Consider the following 22,658-nt stretch of genomic DNA (forward strand, 5'->3'; position numbering starts at 1 on the left):
GAGACGCCCGCGATGGGAAACGAATTGCAGCATCGCACGGTGCTGTTGGACGAAGCGGTCGATGCGCTCGTGACGCGGCCCGACGGCGTGTACGTCGACGGCACGTTCGGACGCGGCGGCCATAGCCGCGCGGTGCTCGCGCGCTTGGGCGAAGCGGGGCGGCTGATTGCGTTCGACAAGGACCCGCGCGCGATCGAGACGGCGAAGGGCATCGAGGACGCGCGCTTCGAGATCGTCCACGACAGCTTCGCGGCGCTGAAGGGTGCGCTCGACGCGCGCGGAGTGGGGCGGGTGTCGGGCGTGTTGCTGGACCTGGGCGTGTCGTCGCCGCAGGTGGATGATCCGCAGCGGGGTTTCAGTTTCCGCGCGAACGGCCCGCTCGACATGCGGATGGACCCGACGCGCGGCGAGTCGGCGGCCGAGTGGCTCGCGCGGGCGTCGGTGCAGGAATTGACGGAGGTGATACGAGATTATGGGGAAGAACGGTTTGCTTTTCAGATTGCAAAGGCGATTGTTGCTCGCCGGGCAGAGTCCGGCCGTCTCGGGCCTCTCGACAGCACGGGCGAGCTTGCCGAAATCGTGGGTCACGTCGTCAAGACCCGTGAGAAGGGCAAGGACCCGGCAACCCGCACCTTTCAAGCTATACGGATTCACGTCAATCAAGAGCTTGCGGACCTGCAAGTCGTTCTAGAGGCAGCACTGTCGTTGTTGGAGCAAGGGGGGCGGCTGGTGGTCATCAGCTTTCATTCGCTCGAGGACCGGATCGTCAAGCGATTCATGCAGACGCACGCCAGCGCGCCTGCGGTCGACCGCCGCCTGCCGATCCGCGCCGTCGATCTGCCCAGCCCGCCGCTCAAGCTGCTCGGCCGGAAGTTTCCGAGCGACGCGGAAGTCGTGGCCAATCCGCGTGCCCGTTCGGCGGTGATGCGCATCGCGGAGCGCGTCGCGCCATGAGCCGCCTCAACATCTTCCTGCTGATCATCGTGATGGGATGCGCGCTGTCGGTCGTCAATTCGACCAACCAGCAGCGGCAGATCTTCATTCAATTGCAGCGCGCGCAATCGCAGGAGCATCAGCTTCAGCAGGACTACGCGCAGCTTCAGTATCAGCAGAGCGCGCTGTCGAAGACGTCGCGCATCGAGCAGCTCGCGACGAGCTCGCTGAAGATGCAGTCGATCACGACGGGGCGCACGCAGTACCTGACGCTCGCGCCCGGCGCGGCGAAGGCCGTCGACGCGCCGCTGCCGGCGTCCGCCGCGTCGCAGGGGGGCGCGCGATGAAGCCCGCGTCGAAGCGCACGCAAGGCGTGAAGTTCGCATCGAGCCCGGTGCTGTCGGTCCATCTGCCGATGTGGCGCTCGAAGCTCGTCGTGTTCATGCTGTTCATGGCGTTCGTCGCGCTCGCGATCCGCGCGTTCTGGATTCAGGGGCCCGGCAACGCGTTCTATCAGAAACAGGGCGAAAGCCGCTATCAGCGCACGCTCGAATTGCCGGCGACGCGCGGCAAGATCCTCGATCGCAACGGCCTCGTGCTGGCGACGAGCCTGCCCGTGCGCGCGATCTGGGCGATTCCCGCCGACGTGCCCGACGATCTCGGCGCGGACAAGCTCGACGCGCTCGGCAAGCTGCTCGGGATGACGGCGAAGGAGCTGAAGACGAAGCTGTCGGAGGACAAGACTTTCGTCTACGTGAAGCGCCAGGTGCCGCTCGACGTCGCCGACCAGGTCGCGAAGCTCGACATTCCCGGCATCTATCAGCGTGCCGAGTACAAGCGCTTCTATCCGGAAGGCGAGATCACCGCGCACCTGATCGGCTTCACGAACGTCGAGGACGAAGGGCAGGAGGGCGTCGAGCTCGCCGACCAGAAGATGCTCGTCGGCACGCCGGGCAGCCGCCACGTGATCAAGGACCGCGTCGGGCACATCGTCGAGGACGTCGACGCGCAGGTGCCGCCGCACAACGGCGACGACGTCGATCTGTCGATCGACAGCAAGATCCAGTACATCACGTATACGAATCTGAAGGCGGCCGTCGAGAAGTTTCACGCGAAGGCGGGCGCGGCGATGGTGATCGACGTGCAGACGGGCGAGGTGCTGTCGCTCGTCAATTATCCGACGTACAACCCGAACGATCGCTCGCACCTGACGGGCGAGCAGTTGCGCAACCGCGTGCTGACCGACGTGTTCGAGCCGGGCTCGATCATGAAGCCGTTCACGGTGTCGCTCGCGCTCGATCTGCATCGCGTGACGCCGAACACGCTCGTCGACACGGGCAACGGCCACTTCGTGCTCGACGGCGCGCCGATCACCGACGATTCGGGCTTCGGCACGCTGACGGTGGGCGGCGTGATCCAGAAATCGAGCAACATCGGCGCGACGAAGATCGCGATGACGATGAAGCCCGAGGAAATGTGGAATATGTATGCGGGCATCGGGCTCGGGCAGGCGCCGAAGGTCGGGTTCCCCGGCGCGGCGGCGGGCCGGCTGCGTCCGTGGAAGAACTGGCGGCGGATCGAGCAGGCGACGATGTCGTACGGCTACGGCCTGTCGGTGTCGCTGTTCCAGCTCGCGCGCGCGTACACCGCGATCGCGCACGACGGCGAGCTGATGCCCGTTACGATCTTCAAGACGAGCGACGCGCAGCCGGCGACCGGGCCGCGCATCTTCTCGCCGACGACCGCGCGCGAAGTGCGCACGATGCTCGAATCCGTCGTGTCGCCGCAGGGCACGTCGCCGAACGCGGCGGTGCCGGGCTACCGCGTCGGCGGCAAGAGCGGCACCGCTTACAAGCAGGTTGGCCGCGGCTATGATCACAAGAAGTATCGTGCGTCGTTCGTCGGGATGGCGCCGATGCCGAATCCGCGTATCGTCGTCGCGGTGTCGGTCGACGAGCCTACGATGGGCGGCCACTTCGGCGGCCAGGTGTCAGGCCCCGTGTTCTCCGCGATCGTCGGCGACACGCTGCGCGCGCTGAACGTGCCGCCCAACATGCCGGTCAAGCAGCTTGTCGTGTCGGACGATATGGCGAACTCAGCCGCCCCGCAGAAGCTGGCCGCGAACGCGCCGGCGAAGCACATGATCGTGTCGAGCACGACACACAACCGTCCTGGAGTAGTTCGATGAGCGCCGCGCGCAGTTCTCATCCGGCGCACCAACAGATCGCAGCCGCGCTCGCGTGGCTGCGCGCGCATGTCGCGTCCGGCGCGCAATTGCATGCCGACACGCGCAGCCTGCAAGCAGGCGACATATTCGTCGCCTATGCGGTCGACGGCGCGGACAATCGTCCGTTCATTGCCGACGCGCTCGCGCGCGGCGCGGCGGCCGTGCTGTATCAGCCGGAAGGGTTCTCGGCCGAAGGTCTCGACCCCGCGACGTCGCTCGCCGTGCCCGCGCTCGACGAGCTCGCGGGCGACATCGCGAGCGGCTGGTACGGCGATCCGAGCGATGCGCTGTTCACGGTCGGCGTGACGGGCACGAACGGCAAGACGTCGTGCACGCAATGGATCGCGACCGCGCTCACCGCGTTGCGCGAGCCGTGCGCGGTGATCGGCACGCTCGGCAGCGGGATGCCCGGACAGCTCGTGCACACGGGCTTCACGACGCCGGACGCGCCGCAACTGCAGCGCAGCCTCGCGCAGCTGCGCGGCGCGGGCGCGCAGGCCATTGCGATGGAAGTGTCGTCGCACGCGCTGCACCAGGGGCGCGTGAACGGCACCGCGTTCGACGTCGCGGTGTTCACGAACCTGACGCAGGATCACCTCGATTACCACCGCACGTTCGAGGCTTACGAGGCGGCGAAGACGAAGCTCTTCGCGTGGCGCGGGCTGCGCGTCGCGATCGTCAATCGCGACGATCCGGCCGGCCGCCGCCTGCTCGCGAATCTCGCCGGCCGCGTGCGGACGATCGCGTACGGGATCGGCGCGCGGCCGCGAGCGGCGGACGCCGATCGCGAGCTCGTCGCGACGAACGTGCGCGCGACCGCGACGGGCACCGCATTTCATCTGAGCTCGTCGTGGGGCGAAGCGGACGTCGAGGTCGGCACGCTCGGCGCGTTCAACGTGAGCAATCTGCTCGCGGTGCTCGGCACGCTGCTCGTGGCCGACGTGCCGCTCGACGCGGCGCTCGCGGAAATCCAGAAGCTCGAATCGGTCAACGGGCGGATGCAGCGGCTCGGCGGGCGGCTTCAGAACGACGAGCCGCTCGTCGTCGTCGACTACGCGCACACGCCGGACGCGCTCGAGAAGACGCTCGACGCGCTGCGCCCGATCGCGCAAGCGCGCGGCGGCGAGCTCGTCTGCATGTTCGGCTGCGGCGGCGACCGCGACGCGACCAAGCGCCCGCTGATGGGCGCGATCGCCGAGCGGCTCGCGGACAAGGTCGTCGTGACGAGCGACAACCCGCGCAGCGAGAATCCGCAGACGATCATCGACCAGATCGCCGCCGGCATGCAGGACGCCGCGAAGGCGCGCCGCATCGAGGACCGCGCGAGCGCGATCCTGCAGGCGGTGCGCGGCGCCGCGCGCGAGGACGTCGTGCTGCTGGCCGGCAAGGGGCACGAGGCGACGCAGGAAATCATGGGCAAGAAGCGCACGTTCTCCGATCAGGATCATGCGCGCCTCGCGCTCGCCGCGCGCACGACGCAGACTCGCGGAGGCGGCGAATGACGATGCTGACCTTGCGCGAAGCCGCGGCGATGATTCCCGGCGCGACGGTGCTCGGCGACGAGCGCGCGTCGTTCGAGCGGGTGTCGACGGACAGCCGCACGGCGGGGCCGGGCGATCTGTTCGTCGCGCTGAAGGGCGAGCGCTTCGACGCGCACGATTTCGTCGGCGACGTGGCCGCGCGCGGCGCGAGCGCCGCGATCGTATCGCGCAGCCCGGCCGAATGGAACCTGCCCGCGCTGAAGGTTGCCGATACGCGCGCCGCGCTCGGCGCGCTCGCGCACGGCTGGCGGATGCGCTTTTCGATGCCGCTCGTCGCGGTCACGGGCAGCAACGGCAAGACGACCGTGAAGGAGATGATCGCGTCGATCTTCGCGGCGGCGGTCGGCGATGACGCGCGCCTTGCGACCTCGGGCAACTTCAACAACGACGTCGGCCTGCCGCTCACGCTGCTGCGCCTCACCGCCGCGCACCGGCTCGCGGTCGTCGAGCTCGGGATGAATCATCCGGGCGAGACGGAGACGCTCGCGCGCATTGCCGCGCCGACGGTCGCGCTCGTGAACAACGCGCAGCGCGAGCATCAGGAATTCATGGCGACGGTCGAGGCGGTCGCGCTCGAGCACGCGGCCGTCATCCACGCACTCGGCCCGGACGGCGTCGCGGTGTTTCCGGCCGACGACGCGTACGCGGGCATCTGGCGCGTCGCGGCGACCGGCAACCGGATCGTCGACTTCGCGCTGCACGGCGCCGGGCGCGACGCGCCCGCCGCGGTGACGGGCGCGCTCGACGGCAGCCGGCTCGCGATCGCGACGCCCGGCGGCCGCGTCGACGTGCAGCTCAACGCGCTCGGCGAGCACAACGCGCGCAACGCGCTCGCCGCGACGGCGGCGGCGCTCGCGGCCGGCGTGCCGCTCGCGGCGATCAAAGCGGGGCTCGAGGCGTTCGTGCCAGTGAAGGGGCGGCTGCAGGTGACGCGCGCGACCATCGGCTCGCTCGCGGGCGCGACGGTGATCGACGACACCTACAACGCGAACCCCGATTCGATGCGCGCCGCGATCGACGTGCTCGCCGCGCAATCGGCGCCGCGCGTGCTCGTGATCGGCGAGATGGGCGAAGTCGGCGACGATGGGCCGGCGTTTCATCGCGAGATCGGCGGCTATGCGCGCGAGCGCGGGATCGACGCGCTTTTCGCGCTCGGCGCGGCCACGCTGCCCGCGTGCGAGGCGTACGGCGGGGCCGCGCGCCACTTCGACGACGCGGCGGCGCTGACCGCCGCGCTGCTCGCCGCGAGCTTCGGCGCGCACGCGACGCTCCTCGTGAAGGGCTCGCGGTTCATGAAGATGGAGCGCGTCGTCGGCGCGCTCGCGAACGAAACCGCGCCGGGCGCAGCGCCCGGCGCACACTGAGGAAGGAAGTAAGCATGCTGCTGGCGTTGGCGCAATGGCTGCAAGGTGACGCAAGCTTTTTGCGCTTGTTCACGTATCTGACGTTCCGGGCGGTGATGGCCACCATCACGGCGCTCGTGATCGGTCTCGTCTGCGGCCCGTGGGTGATTCGCAAGCTCACGCAGATGAAGGTCGGCCAGGCGGTGCGCAAGGACGGCCCGCAGACGCACCTCGTGAAATCCGGCACGCCGACGATGGGCGGCGTGCTGATCCTGATCGGCATCGCGGTCGCGACGTTGCTCTGGGGCGATCTGACGAACCGCTTCATCTGGATCGTGATGCTCGTCACGTTCGGCTTCGGCGTGATCGGCTGGGTCGACGATTATCGCAAGGTCGTCTACAAGGACCCGCGCGGCATGTCGTCGCGCGAAAAGTATTTCTGGCAATCGGTGATCGGCCTGTTCGCGGCCGTCTATCTCGCGTTCAGCGTGTCCGAGGCGAGCAATGTGCGCGTGTTCGACCTGTTCATGGCGTGGGTGCGGAGCGGCTTGTCGATGGGGCTGCCCGCGCGCGCCGACCTGATGTTGCCGTTCCTGAAGTCGATCAGCTATCCGCTCGGCGTCTGGGGCTTCATCGCGCTCACCTATTTCGTGATCGTCGGCGCGAGCAACGCGGTGAACCTGACCGACGGGCTCGACGGCCTCGTGATCATGCCGGTGGTGCTCGTCGGCGCGTCGCTCGGCGTGTTCGCGTACGTGATGGGCAGCGCCGTCTATTCGAAATATCTGCTGTTTCCGCATATTCCGGGCGCGGGCGAGCTGCTGATCTTCTGCTCGGCGATGGGCGGCGCCGGGCTCGCGTTCCTTTGGTACAACACGCACCCGGCGCAGGTGTTCATGGGCGACGTCGGCGCGCTCGCGTTGGGCGGCGCGCTCGGCACGGTCGCCGTGATCGTCCGGCAGGAAATCGTGCTGTTCATCATGGGCGGCATCTTCGTCGCGGAGACGCTGTCCGTGATGCTGCAGGTCACGTGGTTCAAGTACACGAAAAAGCGTTACGGCGAGGGGCGGCGCATCTTCAAGATGGCGCCGCTGCATCACCATTTCGAGTTGTCGGGCTGGAAGGAAACGCAAGTGGTGGTGCGCTTCTGGATCATCACGTTGATGTTGTGCCTGTTCGGTTTGTCCACCCTCAAGCTGCGGTAAAGGGAAGGTAAGGATGTTTGGCGAGATGTTCGGAGATCGGCGGCGGCCGATGGTGCTCGTGCTGGGGCTCGGCGAATCGGGCCTCGCGATCGCGCGGTGGTGCGCGAGGCATGGGTGCCGGCTGCGCGTCGCCGATACGCGCGAGGCGCCGCCCAACCTTGCCGCGTTGACGGCCGCCGGGATCGACGCCGAATTTGTCGGCGGCGCGTTTTCGCCGGCGCTCATCGACGGCGGGATCGAGCTCGTCGCGCTGAGCCCCGGGCTGTCGCCGCTCGCCGGCGATCTCGCGCCGCTTCTCGCCGCCGCGCGCGAGCGGGGCATTCCCGTGTGGGGCGAGCTCGAATTCTTCGCGCAGGCGCTCGGCACGCTCGGCGCGAACGGTTACGCGCCGAAGGTGATCGCGATCACCGGCACGAACGGCAAGACCACGACGACGAGCCTCGCGGGCCTGTTGTGCGAGCGCGCGGGCAAGAAGGTCGCGGTTGCGGGCAACATCAGCCCGGCGATGCTCGACAAGCTGACCGAGGCGATCGACGCGGCCGCGCTGCCGGACGTGTGGGTGCTCGAGCTGTCGAGCTTCCAGCTCGAAACCGCGCACACGTTCGCGCCCGACGCCGCGACGATCCTCAACATCACGCAGGACCACCTCGACTGGCACGGCGGCTTCGCCGCGTACGCGGCCGCGAAAGGGCGGATCTTCGGGCCGCGCACGGCGCGCGTGCTCAACCGCGACGACGCCGAAGTGATGAAGTTCGCGCCGCTCGCGGCGGCGGCCGACGCGCCGCGCGCGATCACGTTCGGCCTGAACGAGCCGGCCGCCGACGGCGATTACGGGCTGCTGCGCGAGAACGGGATCGCCTGGCTCGTCGAGGCGGTCGATCGCGACGCGGCCGATGCGCCCGCCGCGCCGTCGCGCCGCCGCAAGCAGGAAGCGGCGAACCCGCCCGACATCGCGCTGAAGCGCCTGATGCCCGCCGACGCGTTGCGCATCCGCGGGCTGCACAACGCGGCGAACGCGCTCGCCGCATACGCGCTTGCGCGCGCGATCGACCTGCCGGCCGCGCCGCTTTTGCACGGCCTGCGCGAATACCGCGGCGAGCCGCACCGCGTCGAAGTGATCGCGACGCTCGACGGCGTCGATTACGTCGACGACAGCAAGGGCACGAACGTCGGCGCGACGGTCGCGGCGCTCGACGGCCTCGCGCAGCGCGCGGTGCTGATCGCGGGCGGCGACGGCAAGGGCCAGGATTTCGAGCCGCTCGCGGCGCCCGTCGAGCGGTGGTGCCGGGCGGTGATGCTGATCGGTCGCGACGCGCCCGCGCTTCGCGCGGCACTCGCCGATACAGGCGTGCCGCTTGCCGATCACGCGACGCTCGACGCCGCGGTGCGCGCGGCGAGCGCGCTCGCGCAGCCGGGCGACGCGGTGCTGCTGTCGCCCGCGTGCGCGAGCCTCGACATGTTCCGGAATTACGCGCATCGGGCCGAGGTGTTCCACGGCGCGGTGGAAGACATCGCCTTGGAAAAAGGAACGACGCTATGAGCTGGTCCGATCGCCTCGTTTCCCGCTTCAACGGCACGCGCGACGCGGGCGGCGGCGGCGCGCCGCGCACCGCCGCGCGGGCGGCCTCGGGCGCGCGCGCGGCGGCGGGCGGGCTCGCGAGCGTCGTCAACGGCGCGCGCCCGACCCGCTCGCGGATGCTCGATTTCGATTACTCGTTGCTATGGGTGTCGATCGCGCTCCTCGGCCTTGGCGTCGTGATGGTGTATTCGGCGTCGATCGCGATGCCGGATTCGCCGAAATACGCGTCGTATCACGATTACGCGTTCCTGCTGCGCCACTGCGTGTCGCTCGTCGTCGCGTTCGTCGCGGCGGTGATCGCGTTCCGCGTGCCGGTGTCGACATGGGACAAGTACGCGCCGCATCTCTTCCTGATCGCGCTCGTCGGCCTCGTGATCGTGCTGATTCCGCACGTCGGCAAGGGCGTGAACGGCGCGCGCCGCTGGATTCCGCTCGGCATCACGAACATGCAGCCGTCGGAAATCATGAAGCTCGCGGTGACGATCTACGCGGCGAACTACACGGTGCGCAAGCAGGAGTACATGCAGAGCTTCGCGAAGGGCTTCCTGCCGATGGCGTGCGCGGTCGGCCTCGTCGGCGCGCTGCTGCTGCTCGAGCCGGACATGGGCGCGTTCATGGTGATCGCCGCGATCGCGATGGGCGTGCTGTTCCTCGGCGGCGTGAACGGCAAGCTGTTCGGCGGCCTTGTCGCGACGGCGGTCGGCACCTTCACGATGCTCGTGTGGCTGTCGCCGTGGCGGCGCGAGCGGATTTTCGCGTACCTCGATCCGTGGGACGAGCGCTACGCGCAAGGCAAGGCGTATCAGCTCACGCATTCGCTGATCGCGTTCGGGCGCGGCGAATGGTTCGGCGTCGGCCTGGGCGGCAGCGTCGAAAAGCTCAACTACCTGCCGGAAGCGCACACCGACTTCATTCTGGCGGTGATCGGCGAGGAGCTCGGCTTCGTCGGCGTGCTCGTCGTGATCCTGCTGTTCTACTGGATCGTGCGCCGCGCATTCGAGATCGGCCGCCAGGCGCTCGCGCTCGATCGCACGTTCGCAGGGTTGATGGCGAAGGGCGTCGGCATCTGGTTCGGCGCGCAGGCGTTCATCAACATGGGCGTGAATCTCGGCCTTTTGCCGACCAAGGGGCTCACGCTGCCGCTCGTGAGCTACGGCGGCTCGGGCATTCTGCTCAACTGCGTCGCGCTCGCGGTGTTGCTGCGCGTCGATTATGAAAATCGGGTGCTGATGCGCGGAGGCAAGGTATGACCTCTCGGCGCACGCTGATGGTGATGGCCGGCGGCACCGGGGGCCACGTGTTCCCGGGGCTCGCGGTCGCGCATCGGATGGAGGCGCAGGGCTGGCGCGTCGTGTGGCTCGGCAATCCGGCCGGCATGGAAGCGACGCTCGTGCCGAAGCACGGCATCCCGATGGAGTATGTGCGCTTCGGCGGGCTGCGCGGCAAGGGCCTGAAGACGAAGCTCGCGCTGCCGCTCAATCTGCTGCGCGCGTGCGCGCAGAGCCTGCAGGCGCTGCGCCGCGTGAAGCCCGACGTCGTGCTCGGCATGGGCGGCTACATCACGTTCCCGGCGGGGCTGATGACCGTGCTGACGGGCCGTCCGCTCGTGCTGCACGAACAGAATTCGATCGCGGGCCTGACGAACAAGGTGCTCGCGAAGCTCGCGAAGCGCGTGCTTGTCGCGTTTCCGGGCGCGCTGCCGGGCGCCGAATGGACGGGCAACCCGATTCGCGCGGAACTTGCGCGCACGGAACCGCCCCAGGCGCGCTACGCGGCGCGCGACGGGAAACTGAAGCTGCTCGTCGTCGGCGGCAGCCTGGGCGCGGCCGCGCTGAACGAAGTCGTGCCGCGCGCGCTCGCGCTCCTCGCGCCGAACGAGCGGCCGCAAGTCGTGCATCAGGCGGGCGCGAAGCACATCGATACGCTGAAGGAGAACTACGAAACCGCGGGCCTCGCGTGCGGCAGCGACGTCGCGCTCGTGCCGTTCATCGACGACATGGCGTCCGCCTACGCGAATGCGGATCTCGTGATCTGCCGCTCGGGCGCGATGACGGTCGCGGAGATCGCGGCGGTCGGGGTGGCGGCGCTGTTCGTGCCGTTCCCGCACGCGGTCGACGATCATCAGACGACCAACGCCGAGTTCCTTGCCGAGCAAGGCGCGGCGGTGCTCGTGCAACAACGCGACCTGTCGGCCGAGCTGCTCGCCGACTGGTTGCGCGGCCAGTCGCGGGAATCGCTCGCGGCGATGGCCGAACGTTCGCGCTCGCTCGCGAAGCCGGACGCCACCGACGAAGTCGCGCGCGTGTGCGCGGCGGTGGCGGGCGCGAACCTGGAAGGAAAGCAATGAAACACATCGTCAAACACATTCATTTCGTCGGGATCGGCGGCGCGGGCATGAGCGGCATCGCCGAAGTGCTCGTGAACCTGGGCTATCAGGTGAGCGGCTCCGATCTCGCGCGCAACGCGGTGACCGAACGCCTCGAGGCGCTCGGCGCGCGCGTGTCGATCGGCCACGATGCGGCGAACATCGAAGGCGCGAACGCGGTGGTCGTGTCGACCGCGGTGCGCTCGGACAACCCCGAAGTGCTCGCCGCTCGCCATTTGCGTGTGCCGATCGTGCCGCGCGCGGTGATGCTCGCGGAGCTGATGCGCCTGAAGCAGGGGATCGCGATCGCCGGCACGCACGGCAAGACCACGACGACGAGCCTCGTCGCGAGCGTGCTCGCGGCAGGCGGGCTCGATCCGACGTTCGTGATCGGCGGGCGCCTCACGAGCGCCGGCGCGAACGCGCGGCTCGGCACGGGCGACTTCATCGTCGCGGAAGCCGACGAATCGGACGCGTCGTTCCTGAACCTGTATCCGGTGATCGAGGTCATCACGAACATCGACGCCGATCACATGGATACCTACGGCCACGACTTCGCGCGGCTCAAGCAGGCGTTCATCGAATTCACGCAGCGGCTGCCGTTCTACGGCAGCGCGGTCGTGTGCATCGACGACGCGAACGTGCGGCAGATCGTGCCGCTGATCTCGAAGCCCGTCGTGCGCTACGGCTTCGCGGCGGATGCGCAGGTGCGCGCGGAGAACGTCGAGGCGCGCGACGGCCGGATGCACTTCACGGTGCTGCGCGAAGGGCGCGAGCCGCTGCCCGTCGTGCTGAACATGCCCGGCCTGCACAACGTGCAGAACGCGCTCGCCGCGATCGCGATCGCGACCGATCTCGACGTGGCCGATGCGGCGATCCAGCAGGCGCTCGAGGAATTCAACGGCGTCGGCCGGCGCTTCCAGCGCTACGGCGAGATCGCGGTCGCGGGCGGCGGCGCGTACACGCTGATCGACGACTACGGCCACCATCCGGTCGAGATGGCGGCGACGATCGCGGCCGCGCGCGGCGCGTTCCCGGGCCGCCGGCTCGTGCTCGCGTTCCAGCCGCATCGCTATACGCGCACGCGCGACTGCTTCGACGATTTCGTCAACGTGCTGTCGACCGTCGACGCGCTCGTGCTGACCGAGGTGTACGCGGCGGGCGAGGCGCCGATCGCGACCGCGAACGGCGAGGCGCTGTCGCGCGCGCTGCGCGCGGCGGGCAAGGTCGATCCGGTGTTCGTCGCGACGGTCGACGAGGTGCCGGACGCGCTCGCGAAGGTCGCGCTCGCGGGCGACGTGGTGATCACGATGGGTGCGGGCTCGATCGGCGGGGTGCCGGGCAAGCTCGCGCAAGACACGCAACAGAAGGGATGACATGAGCGGGATCGATCCGAAACGTTTCGGCAAGGTGGCGGTGCTGCTCGGCGGGGAATCCGCCGAGCGCGAGGTGTCGCTGAACTCCGGCCGGCTGGTGCTGCAGGGCTTGCGCGACGCGGGCATCGACGCGCATCCGTTCGATCCGGCGGAGCGGCCGCTCGCGGCGCTCAAGGACGAAGGCTTCGAGCGCGCGTTCAACGCGCTGCACGGCGGCTACGGCGAGAACGGCCAGATCCAGGGCGCGCTCGATTTCTACGGCATCCGCTACACGGGCAGCGGCGTGCTCGGCTCGGCGCTCGGGCTCGACAAGTTCCGCACGAAGCTCGTCTGGCAGCAGACGGGCATCCCGACGCCGCCGTTCGAGACGGTGCTGCGCGGCGACGATTATGCGGCGCGCGCGCAGGACATCGTCGCGAAGCTCGGCGTGCCGCTCTTCGTGAAGCCGGCGAGCGAGGGATCGAGCGTCGCGGTCGAAAAGGTGAAAAGCGCCGATGCGTTGCCCGCCGCACTGGAAGAAGCGGCGAAGCACGACAAGATCGTGATCGTCGAGAAGAGCATCGAAGGCGGCGGCGAGTACACCGCGTGCATCGCCGCGGATCTCGATCTGCCGCTCATCAAGATCGTGCCCGCGGGCGAGTTCTACGACTATCACGCGAAGTACATCGCGAACGACACGCAATACCTGATTCCGTGCGGCCTCGACGCCGCGCAGGAAGCGCAGTTCAAGCGCCTCGCGCGCCGCGCGTTCGACGTGCTCGGCTGCACGGACTGGGGCCGCGCGGACTTCATGCTCGACGCCGCGGGCAACCCGTATTTCCTGGAAGTGAACACCGCGCCGGGGATGACCGATCACTCGCTGCCGCCGAAGGCGGCGCGCGCGGTCGGCATCAGCTACTCGGAGCTGGTGGTGAAGGTGCTTTCGCTCACGCTCGATTGATGCAGGACCGGACTTGAACCATGTGGAATAACGTTCGCCAACTCAACCTTGCCGCCAGCGCGTTGTACGCGCTGCTGCTGCTCGTGTTGGCGGCGGCCGGCTGCTACTGGCTGATCCAGCGCCCGGCATTCGCACTGCGCGAAATCCGGATCGACGGCGACACCGAGCACATCAACGCGCCGATCGTGCGCGCGGGCGTCGTCGGGCGGCTGAAGGGCAACTTCTTCACCGTCGATCTCGATACCGCGCGGGTCGCGTTCGAGCAGATGCCGTGGGTGCGCCACGCGAGCGTGCGCCGGGTGTGGCCGAACGCGCTCGCCGTGACGCTCGAGGAATACAAGCCGCTCGGGACCTGGGGCAACGACCAGCTCGTGAGCGTCGACGGCGAGCTCTTCACCGCGAATCAGGGCGAGCTCGACGAGGAACTGCCGTCGTTCGACGGCCCCGAAGGCAGCGCGAAGGAAGTCGTCGCGCGCTATCGCGATTTCGCGAAATGGTTTGCGCCGATCCGCGCGACGCCGGAGGAAGTGACGCTGTCGCCGCGCTACGCATGGACGGTGAAGCTGTCGAACGGCATGCAGGTCGAGCTCGGCCGGGAGCGCAACGGCGATTCGCTGCCCGACCGCGTTCAGCGCCTCGTCGCCGCGTGGCCGTCCGTCACGCAGCGCTGGGGCAGCGACATCGAGTACGCGGATCTGCGCTATCCGAACGGATTCGCGATCCGCGCGGCGGGCATGCGGTTCCTGACCGACACCGACAAGGGCAAGAAGTAACACGACATCACACGCAAGAGCACTCTATGAGCAAAGACTACAAGGATCTGCTGGTTGCCCTCGACATCGGCACGTCGAAGGTGGTGGCCGTCGTCGCGGAGCTGAAGGGCGAGGGCCACTATGAGGTCATCGGCCTCGGCCAGAGCGAGTCGAAGGGGCTGAAGAAAGGCGTGGTGGTGAACATCGAGGCCACCGTCCAATCGATTCAGCGCGCGCTCGAGGAAGCCGAGCTGATGGCCGACTGCAAGATCACCAACGTCTTCACGGGCATCGCCGGCAGCCACATCCGCAGCTTCAACTCGAGCGGGATGGTCGCGATCAAGGAAAAGGAAGTCACGCAGACCGACGTCGCGCGCGTGATCGAAACCGCGAAGGCGATCAACATCCCGACCGACCAGCAGGTGCTGCACATCCTCACGCAGGAATTCATCATCGACGGCCAGGAGGACGTGCGCGAGCCGATCGGCATGAGCGGCATCCGCCTCGAGGTGAAGGTGCACATCGTGACGGGCGCGGTGAGCGCCGCGCAGAACATCGTGAAGTGCGTGCGCCGCTGCGGGCTGGAAGTGAACGACCTGATTCTGCAGCCGCTCGCGTCGTCGCTCGCGGTGCTGACGGAAGACGAGAAGGATCTCGGCGTCGTGCTCGTCGACATCGGCGGCGGCACGACCGACATCGCGATCTTCGCGGAAGGCGCGATTCGCCACACGGCGGTGATTCCGATCGCGGGCGACCAGATCACGAGCGACATCGCGATGGCGCTGCGCACGCCGACGCCCGATGCGGAAGACATCAAGGTCGGCTACGGGATCGCGAAGCAGGCGCTCGCCGATCCGGACGAGATGGTGGAGGTGCCGGGCCTGGGCGAACGCGGCCCGCGCACGCTGTCGCGACAGGCGCTCGCGGCCGTCGTCGAGCCGCGCGTCGAAGAGCTGTTCTCGCTCGTGCAGCAGGTCGTGCGCGAGTCCGGTTACGAAGAGTTACTCAGTTCCGGTGTCGTGCTCACGGGCGGGGCTGCGATGATGCCCGGCATGGTCGAGCTGGGCGAAGACATTTTTCTGAAGCCGGTGCGCATCGGCGCGCCGGAATACGCGGGCGGGCTCTCGGACGTCGTGCGCAATCCGCGCTATTCGACGGCGATGGGTCTTCTCGTCGAGGGCAGCGCTCAACGGATGCGCGGGCGCAAGGTCGCCGTGCAATCCGGTTCCGCGGGGCAGATCTTCTCGCGGATGAAGGAGTGGTTCCTCAGCAACTTCTGACGATTTCGACATTCGCGCCGGTGCCGGCGGCCGGCGCGCGACGGAGGGTTGCCCGATCTTCCGCCGAATAACGGCCGAGTAGCGGTTCTTTTCTTGACGGAGGCAATAATGGAATTCGAAATGCTGGAAACCGAAACCAACGGCACGATCATCAAGGTGATCGGCGTCGGCGGCGCAGGTGGCAACGCGGTGCAGCACATGATCAACAAGGGTGTTCAGGGCGTCGATTTCGTCGTGATGAACACCGACGCGCAGGCGCTGTCGCGCTCGCGTGCACCGTCCGTGATCCAGCTCGGCAACACCGGCCTCGGCGCCGGCGCGAAGCCGGAGATGGGCCGTGCGGCGGCCGAGGAAGCGCGCGAGCGGATCGCCGACGCGCTGCGCGGCGCGCACATGGTGTTCATCACGGCCGGCATGGGCGGCGGCACCGGCACGGGCGCGGCGCCCGTCGTCGCGCAGATCGCGAAGGAGATGGGCATTCTGACCGTCGGCGTCGTCAGCAAGCCGTTCGAATTCGAAGGCGGCAAGCGGATGCGCGTCGCGGAAGCAGGTTCGCAGCAACTGGAGGATCACGTCGACTCGCTGATCGTCGTTCTGAACGACAAGCTGTTCGAGGTGATGGGCGACGACGCCGAGATGGACAAGTGCTTCCAGTGTGCTGACGACGTGCTCAACAACGCGGTCGCGGGCATTGCCGAGATCATCAACGTCGACGGCCTCGTGAACGTCGACTTCGAAGACGTGAAGACGGTGATGGGCGAGCAGGGCAAGGCGATGATGGGCACGGCGACGGTCGCCGGCGTCGATCGCGCGCGTCTTGCGGCCGAGCAGGCGGTCGCGAGCCCGCTGCTCGAAGGCGTCGATCTGTCGGGCGCGCGCGGCGTGCTCGTCAACATCACGTCGAGCCGCTCGCTGCGTCTGTCGGAAACGCGCGAAGTGATGAACACGATCAAGAGCTACGCGGCCGACGACGCGACCGTGATCTTCGGCGCGGTGTACGACGACGCGATGGGCGACGCGCTGCGCGTGACGGTCGTCGCGACGGGCCTCGGCCGCGCGGCGAAGAAGCAGCAGTCCGCACCGATGACGCTTTTGCGCACGGGTACGGACAACCAGCCGGTCAACGCGGCGTCGCACGGCTACGCGGCTTCGCATCACGTGAGCACGAGCGACTACGGCGCGTTCGACACGCCGGCCGTGTGGCGCAATTCGCGCGAGACGGCTGCGTCGCACGTGCAGGCGCTGCAGGAGAAGGGTGTCGACACGTACGACATTCCGGCATTCCTGCGCAAGCAGGCCGACTGACGCGCGAGGCTTCGCGCCGCGCGGTTTGGCGCGGCACGAGCCGACGTGACGGATGAAACGGCTGACGACAGGCCGCGTCGCTCGCGACGCCGGGCCGGGAAAGTCGCCCGCTTCGCTTGTGCGAGGCCGGGCTGGGCCGTGTCGTCTGTTGCGAACGATCGTATCGCTATGAAGGACCAGGCATGATTCAAGTGGGCGACACGCTGCCCGACACGCAACTCTTCGAGTATCTCGACGACGCGCGCGCGGGCTGCACGCTGGGGCCGAATGCCTTTGGCGTGCGCGAGCAGGCGGCGGGCAAGCGCGTGGTGATCTTCGGATTGCCGGGCGCGTTCACGCCGACCTGCTCGGCGCAGCATGTGCCGGGCTACGTCGCGCATGCCGAGCCGTTGCGCTCGGCGGGCGTCGATGAGATCTGGTGCGTTGCCGTCAACGACGCATTCGTGATGGGCGCTTGGGGACGCGATCTGCACACCGCGGGCAAGGTGCGCATGATGGCGGACGGCAGCGCGGCTTTCACTCATGCACTGGGACTGACGCAGGACTTGTCCGCGCGTGGCATGGGAATTCGTTCCCGGCGCTATGCGATGGTGGTCGACGACGGCGTGGTCAAGACGCTCTTCGTCGAAGCGCCGGGCAAGTTCGAAGTGAGCGATGCGGCCAGCGTGCTGGCGAGTTTGACGCGTTGAAAGGCGCGTGCGGCGTTGTCTTTCGGCAACGCCGCGACGCGCCCGACACGCGGTTGTAACACGGGCCGACGACCGGGAACGCCTCCGTTCCGGGCGTCGGCCCGTCTCGCATTTGCGCAGGGTAATGCGTCGAAACACTTTGAAACGTCGATCATCACGACGCGAAATGGGGATTTACGTTATAATCTCGCCTATCGAATAAAACTCCTGATTGATATCTTCAATCAAGAAGACTTTGACCATGTTGAAGCAGCGCACCATCAAATCGATCGTCAAGACCGTCGGCATCGGCCTGCACTCGGGCCGCAAGGTCGAACTGACGCTTCGCCCCGCGGCGCCCGATACGGGCATCGTGTTCTCGCGCGTCGATCTGCCGACGCCCGTCGACATTCCGGCTTCGGCGCTGTCGATCGGCGATACGCGGCTTGCGTCCGTGCTGCAGAAGGACGGCGCGCGCGTGTCGACGGTCGAGCACCTGATGTCGGCGTGCGCGGGCCTCGGCATCGACAACCTCTACGTCGACGTGACGGCCGAGGAAATTCCGATCATGGACGGCAGCGCGGCTTCGTTCGTGTTCCTGATCCAGTCGGCCGGCATCGAAGAGCAGAACGCGGCGAAGAAGTTCATCAAGGTGACGAAGCCCGTCGAGATCCGCGACGGCGACAAGTTCGCGCGCCTCGATCCGTACTTCGGCTTCAAGCTCAAGTTCACGATCGACTTCCGTCATCCGGCCGTCGACAAGACGGGCCAGGAGCTCGAGGTCGATTTCGCGAACACGTCGTACGTGCGCGAGATCGCGCGCGCGCGCACGTTCGGCTTCGCGCACGAAGTCGAGATGATGCGCGAGCTCGGGCTCGCGCGCGGCGGCAGCATGGACAACGCGATCGTGCTCGACGAGTACCGGATTCTGAACAACGACGGGCTGCGCTACGACGACGAATTCGTGAAGCACAAGATGCTCGACGCGATCGGCGATTTGTATGTGGTCGGCCATCCGCTCCTCGCGTCGTACACCGCGTACAAGTCGGGCCATGGGCTGAACAACGCGCTGCTGCGCGAGCTGCTCGCGCACGAGGACGCTTACGAGATCGTCACGTTCGACGATCCGAAGGCGGCGCCGACGGGCTTCGGCTTCGACGCCCAGACAGCGTTCGCGTGATGCATCGATGCGAGCGCGTCCCGGACGCGCGACTGCAAAAAAGCGGCCTGCGGGCCGCTTTTTTCATGGTGTCGAGTGTCTCGTGGCGTTTCGCTTGTGGCCGTGTGGATGTTCGTTGCGCGTCTCGGGGCGGCTCGATCGCGGCTGCGGGGTTGCCGCGAGATGGGCGAGGCGCCGCGCGATGCGTCAATGGGCCGCGCATCGGGGCTCGCGGACGGCGGCGGTGCGGCCGGCAATCGGCTCCGGGGTTTTTATGCCGGGCGTGGGATGGGGGCCGTGCGCCGCGAATCGGTCAGCGCGGCGCTTTCGCGTGGCGTGCGGCCATGCGCGCGAGCGCGCTTTGCAGCGGCGACGGCTCGAGCGTGTCGGCGAGTTGGCGCAGCGCGTCGGTGCCGGCCGCCGACATCCGAGCCTGCTTGACGCGCGGCGGCTCCGGCGCGGGCTGCGGGCGCACGCGCACCTTCAGGGCGGCCACTGCCCATCCGCGCGCCTGTAGCTCCGACAGAAGCCGCGGTTCGACCTGCCGCAGCCGAGCGGCGAGCGCGTTGTGCGCGGCGAACAGCGTGAGCGCGCCGTCCTTGATGAAGCCGGGCTCGACGTGGTTCGCCAGATAATCGGGAAGCAACGCGGCCAGATCCCGCTTCAGCGCCGCGACCTGCTCGACGCCCGCGCGCAACGCGGCGAACGCGTCGGTGCGCTTGAGGACGTCGGCGGCCGCTTGCGGCCGCGACCAGTCGTTCGGACGAAATAATTGCTTCGGCGGTCGGTTCATGAGGGCAGTCGGCTGCGCCGCGTGGCTGGGCGCATGACGGGCGACCGGATGGTGGAGCGATGCGCCGATTGTACCGCGATGTCGTTCGGCGGCCGCGGGTATCGTGTTTGCCGACCGCCGACCGCCGACCGCCGACCGCCGACCGCCGACCGCCGATCGCCGGATGGCGGATGGCGGATGGCGGATGGCGGTCGCTTTTCGCGTTCCCGCCCGGCCGAGGCGCGCCCCATGGCGGCCGCCGCCGCCGACACCGGCGCGCCCTGGAGCGCGTGCTAAAATTCGACGTTTGAATTCACTTCTACGCTAAGCCGCCGAGGCTCGGCGCGCCGGGGAGGGCGTTCACCGCTCCGGGGCCGTTGCACCGACGCACACCCGATCCGATGACAACCGGTTTTCTTCAGAAAATTTTTGGCAGCCGCAACCAGCGGCTCGTCAAGCAATACCAAAAGACCGTCGCGGCGATCAATGCGCTCGAAACGCAGATCGAAAAGCTGACGGACGACCAGTTGCGCGGCAAGACAGGGGAGTTTCGTCAGCGCATCTCGGCCGGCGAGTCGCTCGACAAACTCCTGCCCGACGCGTTCGCCGTGTGCCGCGAAGCGAGCCGCCGCGTGCTGAAGATGCGCCACTTCGACGTGCAGCTGATCGGCGGGATGGTGCTGCACTACGGCAAGATCGCCGAAATGCGCACGGGCGAAGGCAAGACGCTCGTCGCGACGCTCGCCGCGTATCTGAACGCGCTCGCGGGCCGCGGCGTGCACGTCGTGACGGTCAACGACTATCTCGCGCAGCGCGACGCGGAGTGGATGGGCCGGCTCTACAACTTCCTCGGGCTGTCCGTCGGCATCAACCTGTCGGGGATGGAGCACGACCAGAAGCAGGCGGCGTACGCGGCCGACATCACGTACGGCACGAACAACGAATTCGGCTTCGACTACCTGCGCGACAACATGGTCTACGAGACCGACGCGCGCGTGCAGCGGCCGCTGAACTTCGCGGTCGTCGACGAAGTGGACTCGATCCTGATCGACGAGGCGCGTACGCCGCTCATCATCTCGGGCCAGGCGGAGGATCACACCGAGCTGTACGTGCGGATGAACGCGATGCCGCCGCTCCTCGAGCGTCAGATCGGCGAGGAGAAGGCGGACGGCACGGGCGTCGAGAAGCCGGGCGACTACACGCTCGACGAGAAGGGCCGCCAGGTGTTCCTGACCGAGTCGGGACACGAGAAGGCCGAGCGGATGCTCGCCGAATGGGGCTTGATCGGCGACGGCGAGAGCCTCTATGCGCCGCAGAACATCACGCTGATGCACCACGTGTACGCGGCGCTGCGCGCGCATACGCTGTTCCATCGCGACCAGCACTACGTCGTGCAGAACGGCGAAGTGATCATCGTCGACGAATTCACGGGCCGCCTGATGCCGGGCCGCCGTTGGTCCGACGGCCTGCATCAGGCGGTGGAGGCGAAGGAGCACGTGAAGATCCAGAGCGAGAACCAGACGCTCGCGTCGATCACGTTCCAGAACTATTTCCGGATGTACGCGAAGCTCGCCGGCATGACGGGCACGGCGGACACCGAAGCGTACGAGTTCAACGAGATCTACGGCCTCGAGACCGTCGTGATCCCGACCAACCGGCCGCCGAAGCGGATCGACAAGCAGGATCAGATCTACAAGACCGCGAAGGAGCGCTACGACGCGGTGATCCGCGACATCCGCGAATGCCATGAGCGCGGCCAGCCGGTGCTCGTCGGCACGACGTCGATCGAAAACTCGGAGCTGCTGTCGCATCTGCTCAAGCAGGCGGGCCTGCCGCACGAGGTGCTCAACGCGAAGCAGCACGCGCGCGAAGCGGCGATCGTCGCCGAGGCCGGGCGTCCGCAGCGCATCACGATCGCGACCAACATGGCGGGCCGCGGCACCGACATCGTGCTAGGCGGCAATGCCGAGAAGCAGGCAGCGTTCATCGAGGCCGACGAATCGATTCCGGCCGACGACAAGACGCGCCGGATTCAGAAGCTGCACGACGAGTGGGAAACGCTGCACGAGCAGGTGAAGGCGGCGGGCGGCCTGCACATCATCGGCACCGAGCGGCACGAATCGCGCCGGATCGACAACCAGCTGCGCGGCCGCGCGGGCCGCCAGGGCGATCCGGGCTCGTCGCGCTTCTACCTGTCGCTTGAAGATCCGCTCCTGCGCATCTTCGCGGGCGACCGCGTGCGCGCGATCATGGATCGCCTGAAGATGCCGGAAGGCGAGGCGATCGAAGCGGGCATCGTCACGCGTTCGATCGAATCGGCGCAGCGCAAGGTCGAGGCGCGCAACTTCGATATCCGCAAGCAGCTGCTCGAATACGACGACGTGTCGAACGATCAGCGCAAGGTGATCTATCAGCAGCGCAACGAATTGCTCGAGGCGCACGACATCGCCGAGACGATCGGCGCGATGCGGCACGGCGTGATGTCGGAAGTGGTCCGCCCGTTCGTGCCGGCGGGCAGCATCGAAGAGCAGTGGCAACTCCCCGAGCTCGAAGAGGCGCTGCGCAACGACTGGCAGCTCGATCTCGCGATCCAGGAAATGGTGAACGAGTCGTCGTCGATCAACGCGGACGAGATCGTCGACGCGGTCACGACGGCCGCCGACGAACACTACGAAGCGAAGGTCGCGCTCGTCGGCCGCGAGTCGTTCAGCGCGTTCGAGCGCTCGATCATGCTGCAGACGCTCGACCGCCTCTGGCGCGAGCACCTTGCGGCGCTTGACCACCTGCGCCAGGGCATCCACCTGCGCGGCTACGCGCAGAAGAACCCGAAGCAGGAGTACAAGCGCGAGGCGTTCGAGCTGTTCGCGGCGATGCTCGACGCCGTGAAGCAGGAAGTCACGCGGATCGTGATGAACGTGCAGATCCAGTCGCCCGAGCAGCTCGAGGAAGCGGCCGAGCAGATCGAGGAGCAGGGCGGCCATCTCGAGAACGTCGAATTCCAGCACGCCGATTTCGCCGCGGCTGCGGCGGGCGGCGCGGCGGTCGCGGATGCGACGGCCGAAATGGTCGGCCACGCGATGAGCCATAGCGGCCCGGCGGGCGAAGTGCCGCGGGTCGGCCGCAACGATCCGTGCCCCTGCGGCAGCGGCAAGAAGTACAAGCACTGTCACGGCAAGCTGAACTGACGTGATCGAAGGCGGCGCGCGATGAGCG

General features: G+C 67.8%; 18 protein-coding genes. 17 read left to right on the forward strand and 1 reads right to left on the reverse strand.

Translation table 11 applies throughout. The annotated features are described in order from the left end of the window. Positions 1–12: 12 nt before the first annotated feature. The 16 genes from rsmH to lpxC all read left to right on the forward strand — a co-directional run bounded on the left by rsmH (position 13) and on the right by lpxC (position 18,694). On the forward strand, positions 13–954 hold the full coding sequence (rsmH, locus tag WT60_RS03255; protein WP_038754495.1) for a 16S rRNA (cytosine(1402)-N(4))-methyltransferase RsmH: 942 nt from the start codon (positions 13–15) through the stop codon (positions 952–954). Then, positions 951–1,280: a cell division protein FtsL gene (gene ftsL / locus WT60_RS03260; RefSeq protein ID WP_038754492.1), complete on the forward strand. Its 330-nt coding sequence runs from the start codon at positions 951–953 to the stop codon at positions 1,278–1,280. Before rsmH ends, ftsL begins: the two co-directional genes overlap by 4 nt. Continuing rightward, positions 1,277–3,121 (forward strand): penicillin-binding protein 2, encoded by a 1,845-nt coding sequence (locus WT60_RS03265; protein ID WP_038754490.1) that lies wholly within the window; start codon positions 1,277–1,279, stop codon positions 3,119–3,121. The genes ftsL and WT60_RS03265 overlap by 4 nt, the downstream gene beginning before the upstream one ends. Beyond that, positions 3,118–4,662, forward strand: a complete 1,545-nt coding sequence (locus WT60_RS03270) for a UDP-N-acetylmuramoyl-L-alanyl-D-glutamate--2,6-diaminopimelate ligase (RefSeq protein ID WP_060356409.1) — start codon at positions 3,118–3,120, stop codon at positions 4,660–4,662. Before WT60_RS03265 ends, WT60_RS03270 begins: the two co-directional genes overlap by 4 nt. Then, a complete protein-coding gene (gene murF, locus WT60_RS03275) occupies positions 4,659–6,065 on the forward strand; it encodes a UDP-N-acetylmuramoyl-tripeptide--D-alanyl-D-alanine ligase (RefSeq protein ID WP_060356408.1) in 1,407 nt (468 codons plus the stop codon). Before WT60_RS03270 ends, murF begins: the two co-directional genes overlap by 4 nt. A 14-nt stretch (positions 6,066–6,079) precedes the next feature. Then, a complete protein-coding gene (gene mraY / locus WT60_RS03280; protein WP_006025147.1) occupies positions 6,080–7,249 on the forward strand; it encodes a phospho-N-acetylmuramoyl-pentapeptide-transferase in 1,170 nt (389 codons plus the stop codon). 25 nt (positions 7,250–7,274) lie between these two features. Beyond that, the gene (gene murD, locus WT60_RS03285) at positions 7,275–8,789 is read left to right on the forward strand and encodes a UDP-N-acetylmuramoyl-L-alanine--D-glutamate ligase (RefSeq protein WP_038754556.1); all 1,515 of its coding nucleotides are present in this window, start codon (positions 7,275–7,277) and stop codon (positions 8,787–8,789) included. Further along, on the forward strand, positions 8,786–10,078 hold the full coding sequence (ftsW, locus tag WT60_RS03290) for a putative lipid II flippase FtsW (RefSeq protein WP_038754480.1): 1,293 nt from the start codon (positions 8,786–8,788) through the stop codon (positions 10,076–10,078). Before murD ends, ftsW begins: the two co-directional genes overlap by 4 nt. Further along, positions 10,075–11,175: an undecaprenyldiphospho-muramoylpentapeptide beta-N-acetylglucosaminyltransferase gene (murG, locus tag WT60_RS03295; RefSeq protein ID WP_060356407.1), complete on the forward strand. Its 1,101-nt coding sequence runs from the start codon at positions 10,075–10,077 to the stop codon at positions 11,173–11,175. The genes ftsW and murG overlap by 4 nt, the downstream gene beginning before the upstream one ends. Beyond that, on the forward strand, positions 11,172–12,569 hold the full coding sequence (murC, locus tag WT60_RS03300; RefSeq protein ID WP_038754475.1) for a UDP-N-acetylmuramate--L-alanine ligase: 1,398 nt from the start codon (positions 11,172–11,174) through the stop codon (positions 12,567–12,569). The genes murG and murC overlap by 4 nt, the downstream gene beginning before the upstream one ends. Before the next feature lies 1 nt (position 12,570). After that, positions 12,571–13,509, forward strand: a complete 939-nt coding sequence (locus WT60_RS03305) for a D-alanine--D-alanine ligase (RefSeq protein WP_038754472.1) — start codon at positions 12,571–12,573, stop codon at positions 13,507–13,509. A gap of 20 nt (positions 13,510–13,529) precedes the next feature. Next, a complete protein-coding gene (locus WT60_RS03310) occupies positions 13,530–14,282 on the forward strand; it encodes a cell division protein FtsQ/DivIB (protein ID WP_038754469.1) in 753 nt (250 codons plus the stop codon). A gap of 26 nt (positions 14,283–14,308) precedes the next feature. Beyond that, positions 14,309–15,541 carry a cell division protein FtsA gene (gene ftsA, locus WT60_RS03315; RefSeq protein WP_006025154.1) on the forward strand — a complete coding sequence of 411 codons (1,233 nt, stop codon included), beginning with the start codon at positions 14,309–14,311 and terminating at the stop codon, positions 15,539–15,541. Between the two features lie 108 nt (positions 15,542–15,649). Continuing rightward, entirely contained in the window at positions 15,650–16,846 is a 1,197-nt protein-coding gene (gene ftsZ / locus WT60_RS03325; protein ID WP_038754467.1) for a cell division protein FtsZ, read from the forward strand. 182 nt (positions 16,847–17,028) lie between these two features. Beyond that, positions 17,029–17,535, forward strand: coding sequence for a peroxiredoxin (locus tag WT60_RS03330; RefSeq protein ID WP_038754464.1), 507 nt, complete (start codon positions 17,029–17,031; stop codon positions 17,533–17,535). Positions 17,536–17,776: 241 nt separating this feature from the next. After that, positions 17,777–18,694 carry a UDP-3-O-acyl-N-acetylglucosamine deacetylase gene (gene lpxC, locus WT60_RS03335; RefSeq protein WP_009888790.1) on the forward strand — a complete coding sequence of 306 codons (918 nt, stop codon included), beginning with the start codon at positions 17,777–17,779 and terminating at the stop codon, positions 18,692–18,694. 292 nt (positions 18,695–18,986) lie between these two features. Here the strand turns inward: lpxC and WT60_RS03340 are convergent, their stop codons facing one another. Then, positions 18,987–19,466 carry a DciA family protein gene (locus WT60_RS03340; RefSeq protein ID WP_059583253.1) on the reverse strand — a complete coding sequence of 160 codons (480 nt, stop codon included), beginning with the start codon at positions 19,464–19,466 and terminating at the stop codon, positions 18,987–18,989. Positions 19,467–19,846: 380 nt separating this feature from the next. On the opposite strand from WT60_RS03340, the gene secA reads away from it, so the two are divergent. After that, a complete protein-coding gene (secA, locus tag WT60_RS03350) occupies positions 19,847–22,630 on the forward strand; it encodes a preprotein translocase subunit SecA (RefSeq protein ID WP_038754458.1) in 2,784 nt (927 codons plus the stop codon). The last annotated feature ends 28 nt before the right edge of the window (positions 22,631–22,658 follow it).

The organism is Burkholderia sp. MSMB617WGS, from assembly GCF_001532025.2.
GTDB lineage: Bacteria > Pseudomonadota > Gammaproteobacteria > Burkholderiales > Burkholderiaceae > Burkholderia > Burkholderia savannae.